The following is an 18,749-nucleotide window of genomic DNA, read 5'->3' on the forward strand; positions in this document are numbered from 1 at the left end:
TCAGGCCGACCTCGCGGTCGAGGTTGATGTCCTGTGCGCGCCAGAACTGGAGGCCACGGGTGCCGCCGTGGGTGTCGAGGAGGCGGTAACGACCGCCGGCGACAGCCGCGCCGGGGATGAGACGCGGTCCGCGGCGCACGGGCGTGCCGAGTTCCTCGGGACGGTCGGGATCGGGGGTGGGTCCGCCGGTCTTTGGGGATGGGCGCGGCTCATTGGTCTTGGCCTGCTCACTCGTCGTATCGGAGGACGTCTCGGACTGGGGGGTGGTCTCGACCTCGCTGCCACTCAAGCCGCTATCAGTCAAGCCGCTGTCAGTCACGCGTCGGACTCCTTTCCTGCGATACCGAATATCTCGTGGTTCACGCGTTGGTGAGCCCACTTCGAGACCCCGACCACCGGCTGCACCACCGCTGAGCACCGCATACGACTGCCAGCTCGCGGTACCGCGGTCGAATCGCCGGACCACTTGTACCTGACCAGAGTACGGGAGCGATTCGTCGGCAGTGACCCGCGGAAACTGAACCGTGATGGTCGGCGACGATTCCGTGACCTGGCCGGCAGGCGGTGCCAGAGCGGGGATGAACCGACCGAGCAAGCGGCGCACCGAATTACCGATCGCCACGACGTCGGGCAGCCCTGCCGCCGAGAGGCCCGCGTAGGTCACACCGAGCACCACGACCGCGGTGATCAGCAGATACGCCAGCGATCCGAGCTTGCCCTCTGCCGTGCCCAAATAATGCAGACCCGACAACTCGGCGACGACCCACACGATCGCGGCGACGCCGACCGAGACAATCAGCGTCACGATCGTCGTGCGCGCAACACCTTCGAGGCGGCGGTAGGCGAGGCGCTTACGAAGGAGGAAGTGTCCGACGATCGCGCCCGCGAGATAGCCGAGACCATTCGACAGCGACAGCCAACGGATCACCATGTGCGGATCGGAGAAGAGCACCGGACCCAGATACGACGACGCTATCTTGACGACGGTGATGCCCAGCGCGATCCACGTCGGAGTCCACGCGTCCTGCGCGGCGTAGAACACGCGGAGCTGGACGAGCGTGATGGCGTAGGGAATGAGCGTGAATGCGCCCCAGGCGAGGACGGAGCCGAGCTGCGAGGAGATCGAGGCGTCGAACTTGCCGAAGTTGAAGATCGCGATGCCGATTGCCGGACCGAAGAAGGTCATGAACGCGACGGTCGGGACCAGAGCGACCATCGTCAGGCGTGAGGCGAGGGAGAGATCGTCGACGACGGCGTCGCGGTTGTCGGCTGCGGCGTTGCGCGACAGGCGCGGCATTATCGCGGTCAGGATGGTCACGCCGAGCACGCCGTACGGGAGTTGGAGAAGCTGCCAGTGCGTCGCGTACACCGAAATGCCCGACGAGTCGGCGTGCGAGGCGATCCGATAGGTGATGACGAGTCCGACCTGAAGGATCGCGACGTAGCCGACGATCGCAACCGCCTGGCGCCCGAAGGCACGCAACCGCGCGTCGATGCCCCACTGGAGCTTCAGCCGCACCCCGGCTCGACGCAGCCAAGGGATCAGAATGCACGCCTGCAGAACGACGCCGAGCGTGGTGCCGACACCGAGGACCAGCAGCTTGGGCTCGGACATCTTGACCGGATTGAGCGTGATTTCGCCGGGCATCAACGCGTACAGCACGAGCGTCGCGATCTGGACGACGTTGTTCAGCACCGGAGCCCACGCACCCGGTTTGAACAAGCCCTTCATGTTCAGGATGGCGATGAACAGCGCCGACAGCCCGTAGAACAAAATCTCCGGCAGTAGGAGATAGGCGAGTGTCGTGGTCAGCGGTCTGTTGACGTTGCCGTCGCCGACGTTGAGGAGGGTGAGCAGGGGCGCAGCGACGAGGGCGATGAGCGTCGCAGCACCGAGCATGCACAGCGCAAGGGTGAAGATGCGGTTGATGAAGCCTCGGCCGCCGTCGGGGTCCTCGGCTTCCGCACGGACGAGCGTCGGGATCACGATCGCGGTCAGCACGGCACCGAGGACGACCTCGGCGATCATGTTCGGCAGCACGTACGCCGCCTGGAACGCGGATGCGATCGCGGGACCGAGCATCGCGAGCACCAGCACGGTTCGAATGAACCCGGTGATGCGGCTGGTCAGCGTGGCGAGCGCGATCGACCCGGAGGTCTTGACGATGCTCGCATCGGAGTCGCGCGCGAGACTGGTCGACGACGAGGTGTCGGCATCTGAGGTGTCGGTGTTTGGGGTGTCTGGGAAATCTGGGGCAGTGCTGTCTGGCTCGCGCGACTGCGTCGCGGTGGACGCTGAGGCAGCGGTCCGCGCCGCGGGAGTCGGCGCGGGGCGAGCTGGGGGATTCGTCGGCTGAGGATTCGTCGGCTGAGGGTTCGACGCTTGCGGATTCGACGATGGAGGCCGGCGAGTGCCCGTCGTCGGTCGGGCCTCGCGCAGCGGACGTCCCGCGCGGGGAGGCTGGGCTGCACGTGAAGTGGCTGCGCGTCGAGGTTGGGCTGCACGTCGAGGTTGGGCGGCGCTCGGCGGTTGGGCGTTGGGGGGCTGGGTGCCGCGTCGAAGTTGGGAGCCGTGCGGGGGTTGGGAGCCCGTCGGTTGGGTATTCGGCTCCTGTTGGGTGCGGTCGTCGCCTGGTCGCTCGTGGCGGCCGTCGCGATGCTGGGTCAGATCGCGGGACGGGCGCGAGTCACGAGTCGTCGAATGCGGGGCGTCTGGGCGTCCAGGCGGGATCACGCGAGGAGCTGCGCGCCCTGACAACGGCGGGCGAGCACCAACCGGCCCGTTCAGCGGCGCGGGCCCGACACCGGGGTCACGCATGCCGGGGTCGCGGGGACCCGAGGACCTGGCACCTGAGCGGCGCTGCGTCGAATCGTTAGGCGGAACGCGACGCGGCTCGGCACGCCGCTGTGATTCTGAAGCGGCTCGCCGCTGGGAGTCTGGCGCGGCCGGCTTCTGTGAGTCCGGCGCGGATCGTCGTGGCGGATCGCCGCGTTGTCCTCGATCGCTCATGCGCCCGTCCTGTCCGTGCCGCTGTCCTTTGCTGTGCCGCTGTCTACCGCTGTGCCGCTGTCTATCGTCGTGCTGCCGTCTATCGCTGCGCCGCTGTCTCTCGTCGTCGGGGGCGCAGAGTCGTCCCGTGCAATCGCGCCGAACTGTTCAGTCTGGGCGAGTGCCTCCTCCTGTTGGAGGGTACGGCGCCGCTGCTGGTACGTGCTCGCCGCGAGCATCCGTTCCAGCTCGTCGGGCTCGGGTCGGTCCTCGTCGGCGGGGTCGGGCCTGCCGCGGAATCGGCGCCAGAGGCGGCGCGCGGTGAGCAGGATCAGCGCGACCGCTGCGCAGATCGTGACGATGAACAGCGGTTTTCCGTATGCGTTGGAATACACCGACAGTTTGATCGGGGTGCCGAGTGTGACTCCGGTTACCGTCGACATCCCGATCGTCACCGTCATCGCCTCGGAGGACCGCGCGTGTGTCGGCAACTGGATCTGGCGGGTGCCGCGAGCCGGGATCTCGACGACCCCGACGTCGCCGATCTCGAGGTCCTTCGGTGCGGTCGTGGTGATGCGAACCCTGATCGGGAGCGCGAGGTCGTTGCGCACGACAAGCAGCAGAGGACTTCGCTCCGATGCGAGGGTATATCGGCCACCGGGGTCGAGGATGGTGACCGACCCGTGCATCCGGTTGAGCGTCGAGTGCACCGCATCGATACGTTGCTGACGTTCTCGCGCAAGTCGGGTCCGTGTTGCGGTGTTGTTCTCGTCGGGCGAGCGGATCGAGCGGAGCAGATCCTCACGCAGCTGAGAGACGTAGCGCTCGGGGCTGGCGTCGACGTCGGCCGAATCGACCAGCGCTCCCTGCAGGCGCCACGACTCGTCGGCTGCCGACCGGATCGAGTCGACGGTCCGGTTGGTGAGCGCCGGTCCGATCTGTGAGATCGGGCCGACTCCCGGTGGGTCGACGAGTCGAGCGGATGCCGTCGCACCGCCGATCCGGTTGACCAGGTCGTCGAGCGGGGCAGGGGTTGCTGCGCGTGAGCCGAAGAGAACCGTGGCCGTGGAGAACAGTGCGTTCGCGTCGTCGGACGTGGCCGACCAGTACGTCGGGGGCATCACGACTTCCGCGCGGCCTGCGGTATTCGTGACGGCGTTACTCGTCACGGCAGTGCCCGTGCTGGTGGAGGTTCCGGGCTCCCCGCTCGATCCCGGAGTCGCGATCGAGCGAAATGCCAGCGCAGCCACCGCGGCTTGGCGTCGGCTGACCGGCGATTCAACGGCGAGGTCGGTCTGCTGGCTCGGCGGAGTGAGCGCGGTGACCAGGGGAGCAGTGCCCACGGCACCCATCGCCGCGCTGACCGACGAGTCGTAGGTCTGGGTGAGCAGGCCGCCCACGTTGTAGAGGCCCGCGGCATTCGGGTTGCCTGTCGGATCGACAGACGACGCCGAGGCGAGCGCCTTGGGGTGCCCCGCGTCGCGCAGGAGCTCACTGCCCGCTTGATCGACGGCTCCGAGCGCGGGAATCGTCAGCCCCCGCACGCTGCGCACTCCGAGAATCGCGTCGACGACGTCTGCGGGGGCATCGAGCGTGGCGGTGGTCAGCCCGGAGCGGTCGATGCGCGCCAACGAGGGCAGGTCCGCCTGGCTGAACGGCAGCGCGACAACACACGTCCGTGCCGCGACACCACGAAGGTCGGACAGCCACTGGGTTGCGGCGTCGCTACCGGTGCCGGGCGTGGTGCGCGACGTCGGGTCGGCGGGATTGCTGGACACCACGTAGCCCAACGACATGGCGCGAACGGTCACCAGAAGGTCGGGGTCGATGGCAAGACACATGCTGCGTTGCAGGTCGGAGGCACTCGGCGCGGCGGGCGACGTCGACGTTGCGGACGCGCCGGGAGCCGGCGTTCCAGAGCCCGACGACGTCGTGGATCCGGATGCTCCTGAACCGGAACCGCTCGCCGGCGGGTTGGCGGAACTGCCGCTGTCGTCCGCGCTGCCCGACCCTGCGGCCGAATCGCCCGCCGCGGTCCCGATCACGTTGCGCGCGGACTCCAGGAGTTCGTGCAGTCGGCCGCCGTCGCGCAGTGAGCGGGCCATGTCGTCGCTGATCAGGCGCACGGGTTGGGTTCCGCCACCGAGCCCGCCCGGTGCGAGTTGAGGGGGTGCCGCGAGGGGCCAGAGCATCGTGATGCGCGCGGGGTCGGAGGTGTCGGCCGAGACCGCTCCGTCGGCGCCGAGGCCACCGTTCCCACTGGCCGTCGCACTGTCCGCGCCGCCAGTCGTCGAATCCAGACCCGTCGAATCCAGTTCCGACGAGTCGAACTGTGCGGCCCGATTCTTGTCCGGTGGCAGTGAGAGCACTGGGAGAAGAGTCCGGGAGCCTGCGACCTGGGCCATCGAGCCGTAGTCGGGGACGCCGTTGACGTTGACCTGCAGCGGGTACACGCCGGTCCGCGAGATCTGCATGCCTGATTGACCCGAGAGTGACATGTTGATCCGGAACGAGACCTCGGCTCCCGGGGCCAGCTCGTCGGTGAGGTTCCGGAAAGCTCCGGAGACGGCGATCGGGGGATGCGCGACCGCGAGACTGCTGCGCAGGCCCGCGGCATCGCGGACGGCGTCGCCACGTTCGAGGCGGATGCTGAGGTCTTTGATCGTGCGCGAGCTGGTGTTGCGTACGTGTCCTTCGACGGTGAGGTCGGGTCCCGACGTCGTCGTGACCATCGATGGCGTGAGTGTGTCGATGACCACGGAGGCAAACCGCTGGTCGTCGGACGACGTCGAGCCGTCCGACGCGCCGCTGGTCGGCGCCGCTGCGGCCGGGGCAGCGCACAGCGCCGCGACGATCACCACGCCGAGAACAGCGAGAAGAACGCGCGCACGCGTGACGAAAGAGGCGCTCAGGCGCCGAGAACTACCGATGCGCAGGACGTCACGCATCCCCGGACGCAGGTCGCCGAGGACGCCTGCGCCGTCGCCGCGGCCGCGCCTGAGGCTGACTGTCCGCGCGACGCTTGACCTCCGAGCGATGCCCGACGTCGTTGCGTCGCTGATTACGTGCGGCTGCGGCTTTCTCATATGCGTTCGGTTCGGTGCGGCTGCTCTCGGCCTCGGATTGGGCCAACCGTGCGGGGTCGGCGGCCAGATCGGCGATCACGCCGCGCGCCATCCGGGCCAATCGCCGCTCGTCAGAGTACGTGAGCTTGCGCGGCAACTCGTGCAACGGCACCCATGCGACCTCGCTGACCTCGTAATCGGCGTCGGAAAGCTCTCCGCCGACGCTGCGCAGCAGATAATGATGCACCGTCTTGTGGATGCGTTTGCCCTCGCTCACAAACCAGTAGTCGATCTTGCCGAGGGGTGCGACAACGGTTCCCTGGATACCCGTTTCCTCGGCGACCTCGCGGATCGCGGTCTGCTCCGCGGTCTCGCCGGTCTCGATATGTCCCTTCGGAAGCGACCACATCAGCCTGCCGCGCCTGTCGACGCGGCCGATCAGTGCCGCCGACAGTTCGTCGACGGGAAGGTCGAGGTCGGAGATCACGAGCCCACCCGCAGAGGTCTCGCGCACGGTCTGGAGGCGGTCGGGGGTGTTGGCCGTCCGGTCTGCCGTGCGGGTGGCGCGGCGTCGGTTGCGGTTTTGGCCGGGCTTGGGGCCGTTCGACGCGTGCGTCAGGCCGGTTTTGGTGATCTTTGCGCTGACGACAGCGATGTCGGACGGCTTGGGCGGCGTCACCTTGGCGTGCGCACCCTCGATCGACGTCTCCGCGTCGCAGTCGGCGGGCTCGGCGTCGGCCATGCCTGCTTCGACGCGGTTCGAGCGCGCGGTGGCACGCGCGACGTCTGCCGGAGACGGCGCACGTTTGCGCTGCCTGTCTCGCTGCTTGTCGTTGTTCTTGCTGTTCGGGTTGTTCTTGCCGTTTGGGGCGTTCTTGCTGTTGAGGGCAGGGTCGGCACCGCCGCGGTGATCAGTTCCCGCGGGCTCGGCGCGTCGGTTGTCCTGGGCGCGTCGACGACGACGTCCACGGCGCGAACGGCGTGACGGACCCGGCTTGCCTGCGTTGGCGACGCCGGGGTTGCCCACCGACTTTGCGCCGGAACCGGCAGGCGCGCCCGTGGGGTTAGCACCCGAATTGCCACCGGATTTACCACCCGAAATACCGCCGTGACCAGCCGACGAGACGTCGCCTGAGACGTCTGCACGGTTGGTCGGGGACTCGGTTGACACAGACTCGATGCTAGCCGCTGGTCACCTGCCGTTTGCCCAGTGCCGTCAGGTGCGGCGGGAACCGGACCGGTCAGGAGCCGGTTCGACGCGGGTGCCGGGATGTTTCCGCAGCGCCCACGCCGGTAGGCTGGCGTGCCGTGACCGACTCGACCGCATCGAACGCACGCATCGAGCGCCGCACCAGGCTTCTCGCCGCTGCAGCGGTCACCCTGCAGGGGCTCTCCGACGTTCTGGCGCCCCTCGGCGAGCGGTTCGCGACAGCCGACCACGAGTTGTACCTGGTAGGAGGGTCGGTTCGCGACGCGGTGCTCGGGCGCCTCGGCAACGACCTGGACTTCACCACCGACGCCCGTCCCGCCGAGATCACCCGCCTGCTGACCGGTTGGGTCGACGCGATCTGGGACACCGGCATCGAATTCGGGACCATCTCGGCACGCAAGGGCGACGTGATGATCGAGATCACGACGTTCCGTGCCGACCAGTACGACCGCGTCGGTCGAAATCCCGAGGTCACCTTCGGCGATTCGCTCGAAGCCGACCTCGTGCGCCGCGATTTCACGATGAACGCCATGGCCGTCGCGATAGGCCCGAACGGACCCGCGGAGTTCCACGACCCGCTCGACGGAATGACAGCACTCCTCGCCGGAATCATCGACACACCTGCGACGCCGCAGGAATCGTTCAACGACGATCCGCTGCGGATGCTCCGCGCGGTGCGGTTCGTCTCGCAGCTCGGATTCCGGCTCGCGCCGCGGGTTTTCGACGCGATCACCGAGATGGCCGACGAGATCAACCGCATCACCGCTGAGCGGGTCCACGCCGAACTCGACAAACTCATCCTGGGCGAGCATCCGATCGAGGCGATCGACGTCATGGTCGAGACCGGACTCGCCGACCGCGTACTCCCTGAAGTGCCGGGCATGCGACTCACCATCGACGAACACCATCAACACAAGGACGTCTATCAGCATTCGTTGACCGTGCTGCAGCAGGCGATCGACCTCGAGCAGGGCGACCCCGACCTCATCCTGCGCTGGGCCGCGCTGCTGCACGACATCGGCAAACCCGCGACCCGACGCCACGAGCCCGACGGCGGTGTGAGCTTCCACCACCACGAGGTCGTCGGCGCGAAGATGGTGCGAAAGCGTATGCGCGCCTTGAAGTATCCGAAGGCCGTCGTCGAAGATGTGGCAACGCTGGTGTTCCTGCATCTGCGTTTTCATGGCTATGGCGAAGGGCGGTGGACCGATTCGGCTGTCCGACGCTACGTCACGGACGCCGGTCCGCTGCTCGACCGGCTCAACAAGTTGGTGCGCGCCGACTGCACCACCCGCAACAAGCGGCGGGCGCGTCGGCTGCAGGAGAACTACGACAGTCTCGAAGAGCGCATCACCGCTCTGGCCGCCGCGGAGGACCTCGAACGGGTACGCCCCGACCTCGACGGCAACGCGATCATGGAGATCCTCCAGATTCCTGCCGGGCCGGTCGTCGGACAAGCGTGGCGGTACCTGAAGGAGCTGCGCCTCGACCGCGGCCCGCTGTCGCACGAGGAGGCAGTCGCAGCGCTGCGCGAGTGGTGGGCCGAACGCGGCGAGGGGTAGCGACCCTGCCGTTGCGCTCTCGGGGCCACTCAGTGCGGCACGTAGACCTCGATGGCGCCCGGGAGGATGTCGAAGACGGTCGGTAGCGAGCCGACGATGTCGCCGTCGAGCGACACATCGGCGGGCGGATCGCAGTACAGCTCCACTTCGCGCCCCTGCATGTCTTTGAACAGGGGGTTGTTTTCTACGCGACCGTAGAGCACCTGGGCGAGACCGCGCAGAAGTGACAGCCGCGGAAGGTGTCGGGGGTGGGAGCCCATCACGATGTCGAAGAGGCCGTCGTCGGCGCTGGCGTGGGGTGCGATCCGCATTCCGGCGCCGTACGTCGGACCGTTGGCGATGGCGGTGAACGCGGCGTCGGTCTCGACCTCGACGTCGTCGACGCGCACTTGATAGTGGTGCCGGTTGAGCTTGGGGAGTTGTCGCAGCGCGGCCAAGGCGAAGAGCGCTCGCCCGCTCGGCCAGGAGAGATCCTGGGCGCGTTCGGCGACGGCAGCGTCGAATCCCGTTGCGGCGATGGTGCAGAACAGGTCGACGACGCCGTCGGAGAAGGAGGCGCGGCCGAGGTCGATGCGTCGGGTCTTGCCGTTGAGAATGATCGCGATCGCGCGGGCGACGTCGTCGAGGGGGATGTCGAGCATGCGTGCGGCGTCGTTTCCGGTTCCCGCCGGGAGGATGCCGAGCGGCAGCTGATGACTGTGAACGGTACGGAGCACGGTCTGAACGGTTCCGTCACCGCCGACGACGAGGAGGGCGTCGGCTCCGCGTTCGGCTGCTTCCTCCGCGAGCCGTGCGCTCTCCTCGCGGGTGTCGGCGGTCAAGACCTCGTGACTGACGCCGCGGCCGCGCAGAATCGCGGTCGCTGCTCCGAGGACGCGTTGCCCGGCGCCATGACCCGCCGTCGGGTTGGCGACGATCGCGAGGTGACCGACGGTGTTCGTGCTCTCTGGGCTCGCAGACATCGAGGATCAGTCTGTCACATCGGCTCGCGGTAAAGGGGCAGGTCACACCGGTGGGTCGGCAGACCAAGTTTCATGTTTTCTGCAAGTGCTTGCCGACGTGAGCGCGCCCGTGCGAAGCGCGCTAATACCCCATCGTGCGGAGGGCGTCGGCGAGGCGGTCGAGCTGTTCGCGTGTGACGTCGAGGTGCGGGCTGATCCGCAGGACCGACGTGTCGCCGGCGAGGGGAGCCCGCCACGAGTCGGCAGCGGTCACCAGCAGGCCGAGTTCGAAGAGTTTGTCGCGTGCCTGGTGGACGTCGGCGCTCTGGAAGCCGGGCGGTGGGGCGAGTGTGACGATGGCCGACGGTTCGTCGACCGGTTCCAGAACCTGCCAACTGCCGATCCCGTCGAGCCGCTCGCGGGTGGCGCGTCCGATCGCTGCGAGTTCACGGAAGACCCGCTGCTGACCGGTCTGGAGCACCTCCGACACGGCGACCCCGAGGCCGAGCATGCCCGCGATGAACGATTGCGACGGGTCGACCTCGACGGGCCGCAGCGAATCACGGCGCACAGCAAGGAATCCGACGCCGCGCGGGCCGGTCAGCCACTTGCGGCTGGTGCCGTAGACGACGTCGGCGCCGGTGACCGTTGGTACGTGTCCGACGGCCTGCGCCATGTCGGCGACGACGGGCACGCCCACCTGATGTGCGACCTCGACGATCCGCGCCACAGGCTGCACGGCACCCGACATCGAGCCGACATGGCAGATGTGGATGAAATCGGGCTGCTCGAACTGCAGCATGTTCTCCAGAGCGTCGGTGTCGACGTGGCCGTAGACGTCACCGTCGGGCAGCGGCCGCACGGCGTAACCCCGGCGCTCGAACTCCACGAGGTTGGGTCCGAACTCGTTCTTGCCAACCCAGACCGTCGACGCCATGGGCAGACTCCACGAGGTCAGCAGCGTGCGTAGTGCGGCCCGCGCGCTCTCGCGGTAGGTGAGTTCGTCGGGGGTGTGGCCGAGGAGTTGGGCGATGTCGCGCTTGTCCCTGGCAATCTCGTCCGCTCGGTCGTTTGCTGCGACGTACGACCCACGTTCAGCTTCGCGCCACAGGTGCGCCGACACTGTCCCGATCACGGCGTTCGACGACCGTCCCGCCGACGCGGCGTCGAGATGTGTGATCGCCGGTTCGAGACGAGCGCGATGGAACTGCTCTCCCAGCTCGCTCACATACATGCACAAAACGTACCGTGCTGCGTACCCGGAAATGTCGGCGGAAGCACGAACGCGGTCTGGACCAACGTGCCGATCCACTCAGAGCAGCCCTGCAGATGTCGAGGTGTGTGGGCCGAGATCGTGTGGAGACGGAACCAACCCGCACCGATGAACGTCTGAAGACGCGTGGATCCCCTGATCGATTACGTGTTCGGCCCTGGCGACGGCACGTTGAGCCGCTGGTCGAGCGCTGCTGACCTCGACCTCGACGCTGACGGCACCCCGGACGCCGTCAGCATCGACTTCGACGGTGACGGACGTGCCGACGACGCCATGTGGGATGTCGACGGCGACGGCCACGCCGACGTTGCAGCACTCGACATCGACGACGACGGCCGACCCGAACGCCAGTACCGCGATTCGGGTCGCGGCCTGTGGGATGTCGCGGTTGGCCAGGGCGTTACCGCTGGTCAGGGCGGCTCAGTAGCGCCGGGCGAGGTGCCACGGGAAGGGTCAGGTGACGCAACCCGCGAGGAGGGCCCGAAGCGAGCACCCGAGCCGACGCCGCGCGCCGGGCGGCAACCCTCGACGCAGCGGCTCGACCTCGACGGCGACGGACGGGTCGACGCCGAGGTTGTCGACTCAGGGGTTGGTGACCCCGGCGCGGCAGGGTCGGGAACCGAGCGTCGGCTCTATGTGGACTCCGACGGCGACGGCAACTTCGACACCGTGCTCGTCGACTCTGACGGCGACGGGGTTGCAGACGCGGCTTATGGCGCTGATGCGCCCGAGTTCGGGAGGTAAGAGTCCGAGTGCTGCTCCTGCTCACGCTCGTGGCGGGCGTGCTCGGCTGCGTGTTGGCTCGCGCCGACCAGTTCATCGCGGCCCGGGTGGACGAACCGCACGACGGCGATCCCGAGAAGGTAGATCACCACGGCAATCACGACGAGCAGCGGCGTCCGACCATCCGGCGCGATCGTGGTGGCGGCGATCGCGATCGCGGCGACGTAGGCGATGTTGAACACCGCGTCCTGGACCGAGAACACCTGGCCGCGCACGGCGTCGTCGATGTCGACCTGCATCGATACGTCGCCACACAGTTTCGCGACCTGCCCGATGAGTCCTAACACCACCGCGGAGATGCAGAAGACGACGAACGAGAACGAGAGCAGGGACAGCTCCGCGACGACCCCGACCGACAGCGCGGAAATCAGCGTCGCCTTGCGGCCGAATCGATCGACAGCGACCGGCGTGATGAATGCCGCGGCCAATGCGCCGGCAGCCGTACAACCGACGACGGCGCCTACACGGTCGAGCCCATCACCCGACCCCGAATGTCGTGCGAGCACCAGCAACATCAGTGTGTTGATGCCGAACACCACGCGATGCGCGCCGATCGCCGACAGCGCAGCAGCCACCGGACGGGACCGCGCGACGGCGATCGCGCCGTGCTGGAGGCCGACGGCCACAGCGTGCACGGCCGAGCGTCCGGGATCGTCGGGGTGATCGGGACCGAGCTGCAATCTGGGAAAGCCACGGGCGAGGAATGCCGCGACGACGGCGATCACCACGGCAGCAACCATCGTGATCGCGCTGCCCGTGTTGTCCGATCCGGCGAGCAGGCGCACCCCCATCGCAAGGACGGCGCCCACCGACAGCATGAAGCCGCCGAGCGTCGTGAACAGTGCGTTGGTCGCGACGATGACATCTTGCGACGCGACGTGAGGGAGTCCGGCAGACAGTCCGGATGCCACGAAGCGGCTGGCGCCGGTCACCGCGAGCGCACCGACCAGGACGACGCTGTCGGGGCTTCCCGTCGCGATGGCGATTGCGACAACCGCGATCATCAGACCGCGAATCAGGTTGGCGTACAACAAGACAGCTCGACGATCCCAGTGGTCGAGGAGCGCTCCGGCAAAGGGTCCGATGACCGAGTACGGGAGCAGCAACACGGCCATGCCACCCGCGACGGCGAGCGGGTCGGCGTGGCGTTCGGGATTGAACAACACACCGCCGACCAGGGCGGCTTGGAATACACCATCGGTCAACTGGCTGGCGAGGCGCACGGAAAGGAGTCGCCCGAGCCCAGGAGAACTGCGTAACGAGTCGAGAAAATCGCGCCACGCAGCACGCGCAGACCGGCCGTCGCGTGCAGTAGAGCTCACCCATCAAGAGTACCGACCAGCTCGCATCAGGCATGCGATGATGGTCACTGTGGGTGGTGACAGCGCGGACGATTTCTCACCCGAGAACTCCGACGGAGCCGAGGGTGGCGGTATGCCTGGTGCCCGCGACATGGAGTCGGCCAACAGCGTGCGGGCGGGTACGTTACTCCTTGCGTCGACCGACCTGACCGAGCCCACATTTGCGCGCTCGGTCATCTACATCATCGAACACAACGACGGCGGCAGCCTCGGGGTGATTCTCAACCGGATGAGCCAGACCGCAGTCCACAACATCCTTCCGCAGTGGACCGATCTCGCGGCGTCGCCTCAGGCGCTGTTCATCGGAGGGCCCGTGAAGCAAGACGCCGCGCTGTGTCTTGGCGTCGCGAAGCACGGTGTCGACATCGAAGCCTTCGAAGGGCTTCGCCCGGTCGACGGTCGGGTTGTCCTCGTCGACCTCGACGCCGATCACGAACTCCTCGCCAACGTCCTCGAGGGCGTTCGCATCTTCGCCGGCTACGCGGGTTGGGGGATAGGCCAACTCGACGCCGAGCTCGCCCAAGACAGCTGGCTGCTCGCCTCGGCGCTTCCTCGCGATCTGCTCGCACCGCCGACCGTCGACGTCTGGGCAGATGTCTTTCGGCGCCAGCCCTGGCCGATGCCGCTGCTCGCGACCCATCCGATCGACGTCGACCAGAACTGACGATCCCCGGTCATCTCGCCGCAGAGATCGCGGCCCGGATCCCATCAGCAGGTCTTGGTGAGCTGCGCCACATCGAACTGATACTCTTCGACGCGTTCGTCTCACGCGGCCACTTCCCGGCGCGCGAGTCCTTGCAGTGTTCCAACGTTCAGGCGTATCAACGGTCAGGGGTCCCGGTGGTCACTCAGCTAAGACGTGTTTCGAGTTCGACGACGTGGGGCACGGTGGTAGCGGTCCTCTCTGTCGCCCTTCTCTTGATGACCGGCCCGGGTATCGCCGACGCTGCGACTCCCGACGGTGGTCGGCAGGGCGCAGGTTGGCGTGCGGCGCACGACGGTGCGCATCCCTATGCGGGTGTCGCGACCCAGTGGGACGTCCCGATCCGAATGAGTGACGGAACGGTGTTGCGCGCCAACGTGTATCGCCCTGCCGACGCGCGAGGCCATGCAGCCGCGGAGCGCACACCCGTAGTGCTCAACATGACCCCGTACACCAAGCTGATCACGGCGGTCGCGTCGTCGGCGTTGCAGAATCCGGTTCTGGCGCCGTACGCGATGCAGCTGGCAGACGCGATCAATCTGCACGGAACCGCGATCGACGGAATCAACGCACTCGCCAAGACTGTGCGCGATGGAGGAACCCGCAACTTCTCCGCGGACTTCGACCTCGTCCGCAGTGGCTACACGATGGTGGTTGTCGACGTCCGAGGCACTGGATTTTCGCAGGGGACCTGGGACGTGTTCCAGAGCCGCGAGCAGCAGGACTCGACCGAGGTGATCGACTGGGCCGCCAAGCAGAGATGGTCGAACGGCAGGATCGGGATGGCCGGTGTGTCGTACTCGGCGATCAACCAGATCCAAGCCGCCAACAAGCATCCCGACGCGCTCAAGGCCATCTTCCCCGTCGAGCCCGGAGGCGACCTCATCCGCGACATCGTCGCTCCGGGTGGTGCCCTCGGCGCAGGGTTTCTGCCGCTGTGGTTGACGTTGGTCAACAGCACGAAGATGATCCCGAACGTCGCGTCGATGCTGAACGGTACCTTCGACTGGAAGTGGCTCGCCGACAGGGTGAAGGACCCGTTGACGTTCTACCCGCAGTTGCTGGCGGGACTGACAACGCCCGACATCCCTTCTGTACCCGGCTATCTAAAGGATCTGCTGAAGTCTGATTCGGAGCCGCGACAGTCCTGGCAGGACCACGCCGACAAGGTCACCACCCCCACCTTCATCTACGGCGGCTGGTTCGATCTGTTCACCAATAGCGAGGTGCGGATGTACAACAAGATCCCGCTGGCACCTGGCCGCAAGCAGCTCATGATGGGCGACGGCTACCACGCGACGATCGGCGGAGGACAGGGTAGGCCGGGTACGCCACCGCGGCTCGACGTCTTGCAGAAGGCATGGTTCGACAAGTGGCTCAAGGGAATTGACAACGGGATCGACTCGTACGGGCCGGTGAATCTGAAGCAGGTGGGCGACAGTTGGATCACCGCGGCGCAGTTCCCGCGCGCAGGCATGACCCGAGAGCGGCTGTATCTGTCGAACCGTCGCAGCGGTACCGCGCCGCACGCTCAGGGCGACGGCAGCCTGACGACGGGAGCGAACGCGGCACGCGGAACCATGACCGTGTCACCCACATTGTGGACACTCTGTTCGCGCGACTCCGCCCAACAGATGGCGGGTCTGACCGCGGTGTTCCAAGGATGCTCCGACGACGCTCGAATCTCGGAACGGGGTGCACTGTCGTTCACGACGCCGCCGCTCGACAGCAGTCGACGCGTGTCCGGCTACAGCAGTCTCCACCTCAACACGGTCATGGATGCGACAGACGGCTACTGGACGGCAACGTTGAACGACGTTGCGCCCGACGGGACATCGAAGGTGATCAGCTCGGGCCAGGTGATGGCATCGTTGCGTGGCTATGACAGGGCGCAGTCGCAGTTCGCACCGAACGGCGACGTCATCGACCCCTTCTATACAATGACTCTTGCTGCGCGCCAACGAATCACGCCGGGAAAGCCGGTCACCCTCGACGTCGGTCTGCTCCCCACAGAAGCGCGTATCCCGGCAGGACATCGACTGCGTATCGACGTGTTTGCGATGAACGCCCCTCGTGGTGTCCCGTTGCGTCCACTGCTCAACGAGTCGGGCCTCAAGCCGCAGCACATCGTCCTCGACCCGGCACAGCCGAGCTTCGTGAACCTCCCGCTGTCCGGTGGAATCTGAGGACCGTCCGTCTGGCGTTCGTCGATCGAGGCCAACCACTGCGCGCCCAACCACGCCTGCCCCGCCACCGGGGTGTGGTGGCGGGGTGTGGACTGGTTGCGGCGCAACCGGATTCGACGGTCCGCCCGGTTCGTCAGGCTTGAGTGTCGGCCGGGTTGACGCAGCGGTCAGTGGCGCAGCGGTCAGGCGGCGTCGGCCGAGGGTGGGTCGACGCCTCCTGGTGGGTCGACGTCGCCGAGCCACCAGGGGCTGGCTGGTGGGGCCGGACCTGTAGGCGCGTCGGGGTCTGTGGACGGGTCGGGGTCGGGTGGATCGGTGAGGTTCCATTGGATGTCGACCCGCGCGCTGAGCGGTGGGGCACCGGTCGGGCGCATTGCGCCCGCCAGTGCGAGTTCGATGTCGGTCACCGTCGCCTCATTCGCGCTCGGCGTGCCTGGCGTCGAGGGCGGCGACGTCATCTAGGCACCGACTGCGTCCGCGACCATCATCTCGGCGTCCGCCGTATCCGACGGTCGCGCGACGATCTCTGTGTCGGCTGCGTGCGAGGAGATCCCGGTACCGGTTGCGCCCTGACAGTCCCGGTATCGGCTGTGTCTGGCGCGATCCCGATCCCGTCAGCGGCGGCTCGAGCAGCCGCGGCGGCCTCGTTGTTGGTGTGTTCGGTGGTGAGGTAGTCGTGGAAGTCGGCTTTGACGTCGGCGATGCGGTTGATGCGTTCGGGATTTGCGGGCATACCGGGTGTGGCGTTGAGTCGCCACGCAACACGTCCGGTATCAGGGCCGTCGGTGATCATGCGGGTGGTGAACTGGCCGGGTTTCGGCCCGACCCGCCGATTGTGCACATCACACGCCGGCACCAACTGGTCGATATCAGTCAAGCCGCCGTCGGCCCAGTCGTTGGCGGCGTGATGCATCTGCACCCGCGAAGCGGGCTGGTGACAGCCCGGCGCGGAACACATCTTCCCGCCTGGTGAGGCGAACGACGCCAATCGTTGCCCCAACGACGCGATCCGCTTCGACCGACCAAGTTAGAGCGGGATGCTGGTGTGCTCACCGAACACCGCCAGATACTGGCTGGCACCACTGGTGGCGGCCATCTCGATCACATCGCCGATTGGCAGCAGTGTTCCGGAGGTGGTGTGTGCGATCCCCGCCTGTGTCTCCAACTCGTGCAGGCTGGTGGTGACGATCACCTGGATCGGCAACCCCCGATGCGTAGTGCCGAGCATCCCGGATTCCAGCACCTGCCCCAACAGGGCAGAGAACGCGTCATGGTTGCGTTGGGCGGGTGAGCGTTGATCCCGCAGTGCTGCCGCCGCCACCTGCTCAGCGTTCGCGGTGGTGATCGGCCCCACAGGTGAGTCGGGGTCGTCGGGATTGTTCATACCGGGTTTGGCCCACGAGTCCAACACGGTATCCAGGCGGGCGCGGGCGATCGGATCCAAATCCGCGGTCAACCGCGACATGAGTTGCGCGTTGTGCCGGTTCACCCACAGGCGGCGACGCCGTTTCCGATCTTTCGGGTCAGTGAGAGTCCCATCCGGATCCAGATGGGCCAACAATCGTGAACCGAGATTGGTGATTTCGGCGGGCGTGAACTCGACCGCATACCCGGCCAGCTGTGCTTCGGCGGCAGCTTTCGTCTGAGCCGACACCTCACCAGGGATCGCTTCTAACACCTCCACTACCGCGCGGACGTGCGCGCCGGCGACCCGACCGTCGGCGACGTGGCCGGCCAACGTCGGACACGCGGCTGGGAGGCGGTCACCGCAGATCGTGGTGAACGAGCCGGTCGCCGCGATCACCCGATACCGGGCGGCCGGGTCACCACTATGCAGACGCTGTCCCATGAAGTTGCGGATATCGCGGAAACCCAACGAGTGGGGTAGATCCCGGTCGGAGGTTTCCACGATCAAACGATCCGTCACCGCACCCGCAGTCCGCAGTGCTAGCCGTTCGGCCTCGACCGTGGCTTCGACCAGCACGTCATCAGATACCAACGACACATCCACCGTCGCCAACTCATCCAACACCGCAGCCAAACGACACAGTTTCTCCGCCACCACCGCATCCGCCGACCCCACCACAGCCGACACCAAAGCCGAAGGCGCACGGCCATTCTCACCAGCGCTCTGATTGCTGTTCACGTGCCGCCACCCCCGCCCCACATCGTGTCGAATGTGTGTTCTACACTACCAGACAATTCAGACAACGTCGACGAATACTCGAAACTCTTTTCGATGTTGTGGACAAGCGCTTCATCAGCTCCACAGCCCACCGAGTCCACAGTCCACCGAGTCCACAATCCGCCAAGACTGCAATCCGCCAAGACTGCAATCCGCCAAGACTGCAATCCGCCAAGACTGCAATCCGCCAAGACTGCAATCCCCCAAGTCCCCAATCCGCCGCGGCGTCGAATCAGAGCGGCGGCTAACGTCGGGCAGGTGCATTCACTCGCCGACTGGCTGATCGACCTGATCAGGTCGGTTCCCGCGTGGGCGGTCTATCTGATCGCGGGTGGCGGCGTCTTTCTGGAAACCGCGGTCATCTTCGTGGGTCTGGTCATGCCCAGCGAGGCGTTGCTCCTTGCGGCGGGGGTGGGCGCAGCAGTCGGGGACACCAACCCCCGCGGGCTGATCACGGGGGCGGGGGTGTGGGCGGTCGCGGGGGGGTCTGT

General features: G+C 66.9%; 14 protein-coding genes and 1 pseudogene. 6 read left to right on the plus strand and 9 right to left on the minus strand.

From position 1 onward, the window contains the following. Positions 1 to 2,167: murein biosynthesis integral membrane protein MurJ (locus B3T59_RS21770; RefSeq protein ID WP_287005121.1), on the minus strand; the 2,167-nt coding region annotated here is incomplete at its 3' end. Between B3T59_RS21770 and B3T59_RS21775 the strand changes: the two genes are divergently transcribed. Then, positions 2,106 to 2,357, plus strand: coding sequence for a hypothetical protein (locus tag B3T59_RS21775; protein ID WP_287005122.1), 252 nt, complete (start codon positions 2,106 to 2,108; stop codon positions 2,355 to 2,357). The two genes, B3T59_RS21770 and B3T59_RS21775, sit on opposite strands and share 62 nt — an antisense overlap. 649 nt (positions 2,358 to 3,006) lie before the next feature. Here the strand turns inward: B3T59_RS21775 and B3T59_RS21780 are convergent. Together B3T59_RS21780 and B3T59_RS21785 are read right to left on the minus strand one after the other, a co-directional pair. Then, entirely contained in the window at positions 3,007 to 5,937 is a 2,931-nt protein-coding gene (locus tag B3T59_RS21780; RefSeq protein WP_287005114.1) for a DUF6049 family protein, read from the minus strand. Next, entirely contained in the window at positions 5,930 to 7,225 is a 1,296-nt protein-coding gene (locus B3T59_RS21785; RefSeq protein WP_251722989.1) for an NUDIX hydrolase, read from the minus strand. The genes B3T59_RS21780 and B3T59_RS21785 overlap by 8 nt, the downstream gene beginning before the upstream one ends. A 137-nt stretch (positions 7,226 to 7,362) precedes the next feature. Here B3T59_RS21785 and B3T59_RS21790 point away from each other — a divergent pair, with 137 nt between their 5' ends. After that, positions 7,363 to 8,826 (plus strand): CCA tRNA nucleotidyltransferase, encoded by a 1,464-nt coding sequence (locus tag B3T59_RS21790; RefSeq protein WP_005205955.1) that lies wholly within the window; start codon positions 7,363 to 7,365, stop codon positions 8,824 to 8,826. Positions 8,827 to 8,855: 29 nt separating this feature from the next. Here the strand turns inward: B3T59_RS21790 and B3T59_RS21795 are convergent, their stop codons facing one another. Both B3T59_RS21795 and B3T59_RS21800 read right to left on the minus strand, forming a co-directional pair. Next, entirely contained in the window at positions 8,856 to 9,788 is a 933-nt protein-coding gene (locus B3T59_RS21795) for a diacylglycerol/lipid kinase family protein (protein ID WP_287005115.1), read from the minus strand. A 121-nt stretch (positions 9,789 to 9,909) separates the two neighbouring features. Next, positions 9,910 to 11,001, minus strand: coding sequence for an aminotransferase class V-fold PLP-dependent enzyme (locus tag B3T59_RS21800; RefSeq protein ID WP_287005116.1), 1,092 nt, complete (start codon positions 10,999 to 11,001; stop codon positions 9,910 to 9,912). Between the two features lie 165 nt (positions 11,002 to 11,166). On the opposite strand from B3T59_RS21800, the gene B3T59_RS21805 reads away from it, so the two are divergent. Next, positions 11,167 to 11,784: a hypothetical protein gene (locus B3T59_RS21805; RefSeq protein ID WP_287005117.1), complete on the plus strand. Its 618-nt coding sequence runs from the start codon at positions 11,167 to 11,169 to the stop codon at positions 11,782 to 11,784. Here B3T59_RS21805 and B3T59_RS21810 read toward each other — a convergent pair. Next, positions 11,751 to 13,145 (minus strand): MFS transporter, encoded by a 1,395-nt coding sequence (locus tag B3T59_RS21810; RefSeq protein ID WP_287005118.1) that lies wholly within the window; start codon positions 13,143 to 13,145, stop codon positions 11,751 to 11,753. The genes B3T59_RS21805 and B3T59_RS21810 overlap by 34 nt on opposite strands. 40 nt (positions 13,146 to 13,185) lie before the next feature. Here B3T59_RS21810 and B3T59_RS21815 point away from each other — a divergent pair, with 40 nt between their 5' ends. Together B3T59_RS21815 and B3T59_RS21820 are read left to right on the plus strand one after the other, a co-directional pair. After that, positions 13,186 to 13,848, plus strand: coding sequence for a YqgE/AlgH family protein (locus tag B3T59_RS21815; RefSeq protein ID WP_039855623.1), 663 nt, complete (start codon positions 13,186 to 13,188; stop codon positions 13,846 to 13,848). Positions 13,849 to 14,105: 257 nt separating this feature from the next. Further along, on the plus strand, positions 14,106 to 16,073 hold the full coding sequence (locus B3T59_RS21820; protein WP_287005119.1) for a CocE/NonD family hydrolase: 1,968 nt from the start codon (positions 14,106 to 14,108) through the stop codon (positions 16,071 to 16,073). Between the two features lie 182 nt (positions 16,074 to 16,255). Here B3T59_RS21820 and B3T59_RS24620 read toward each other — a convergent pair whose 3' ends face one another. From B3T59_RS24620 to B3T59_RS24630, 3 genes are all read right to left on the minus strand, one after another. After that, on the minus strand, positions 16,256 to 16,531 hold the full coding sequence (locus B3T59_RS24620; protein ID WP_313317271.1) for a hypothetical protein: 276 nt from the start codon (positions 16,529 to 16,531) through the stop codon (positions 16,256 to 16,258). 26 nt (positions 16,532 to 16,557) lie between these two features. Next, on the minus strand, positions 16,558 to 16,992 hold the full coding sequence (locus B3T59_RS24625) for an HNH endonuclease signature motif containing protein (protein WP_414652119.1): 435 nt from the start codon (positions 16,990 to 16,992) through the stop codon (positions 16,558 to 16,560). 108 nt (positions 16,993 to 17,100) lie between these two features. Beyond that, positions 17,101 to 18,219 (minus strand): DUF222 domain-containing protein, encoded by a 1,119-nt coding sequence (locus B3T59_RS24630; protein WP_414652120.1) that lies wholly within the window; start codon positions 18,217 to 18,219, stop codon positions 17,101 to 17,103. Positions 18,220 to 18,516: 297 nt separating this feature from the next. On the opposite strand from B3T59_RS24630, the pseudogene B3T59_RS21830 reads away from it, so the two are divergent. Further along, positions 18,517 to 18,749, plus strand: a pseudogene (locus B3T59_RS21830) (DedA family protein); the annotation flags it as partial.

This window comes from Gordonia sp. UBA7860 (assembly GCF_002500165.1).
In the GTDB taxonomy this organism is placed as follows: Bacteria; Actinomycetota; Actinomycetes; order Mycobacteriales; family Mycobacteriaceae; genus Gordonia; species Gordonia sputi.

Excerpts from the sequence above, each read along its gene's own strand:
- B3T59_RS21800 (WP_287005116.1), bottom strand. The coding sequence starts at position 11,001 with ATGTATGTGAGCGAGCTGGGAGAGCAGTTCCATCGCGCTCGTCTCGAA.
- B3T59_RS21815 (WP_039855623.1), top strand. The coding sequence starts at position 13,186 with ATGGTCACTGTGGGTGGTGACAGCGCGGACGATTTCTCACCCGAGAAC.
- B3T59_RS21820 (WP_287005119.1), top strand. The coding sequence starts at position 14,106 with ATGACCGGCCCGGGTATCGCCGACGCTGCGACTCCCGACGGTGGTCGG.
- B3T59_RS21775 (WP_287005122.1), top strand. The coding sequence starts at position 2,106 with ATGAACCCGGTGATGCGGCTGGTCAGCGTGGCGAGCGCGATCGACCCG.
- B3T59_RS21795 (WP_287005115.1), bottom strand. The coding sequence starts at position 9,788 with ATGTCTGCGAGCCCAGAGAGCACGAACACCGTCGGTCACCTCGCGATC.
- B3T59_RS24620 (WP_313317271.1), bottom strand. The coding sequence starts at position 16,531 with ATGACGTCGCCGCCCTCGACGCCAGGCACGCCGAGCGCGAATGAGGCG.
- B3T59_RS21780 (WP_287005114.1), bottom strand. The coding sequence starts at position 5,937 with ATGCGTGACGTCCTGCGCATCGGTAGTTCTCGGCGCCTGAGCGCCTCT.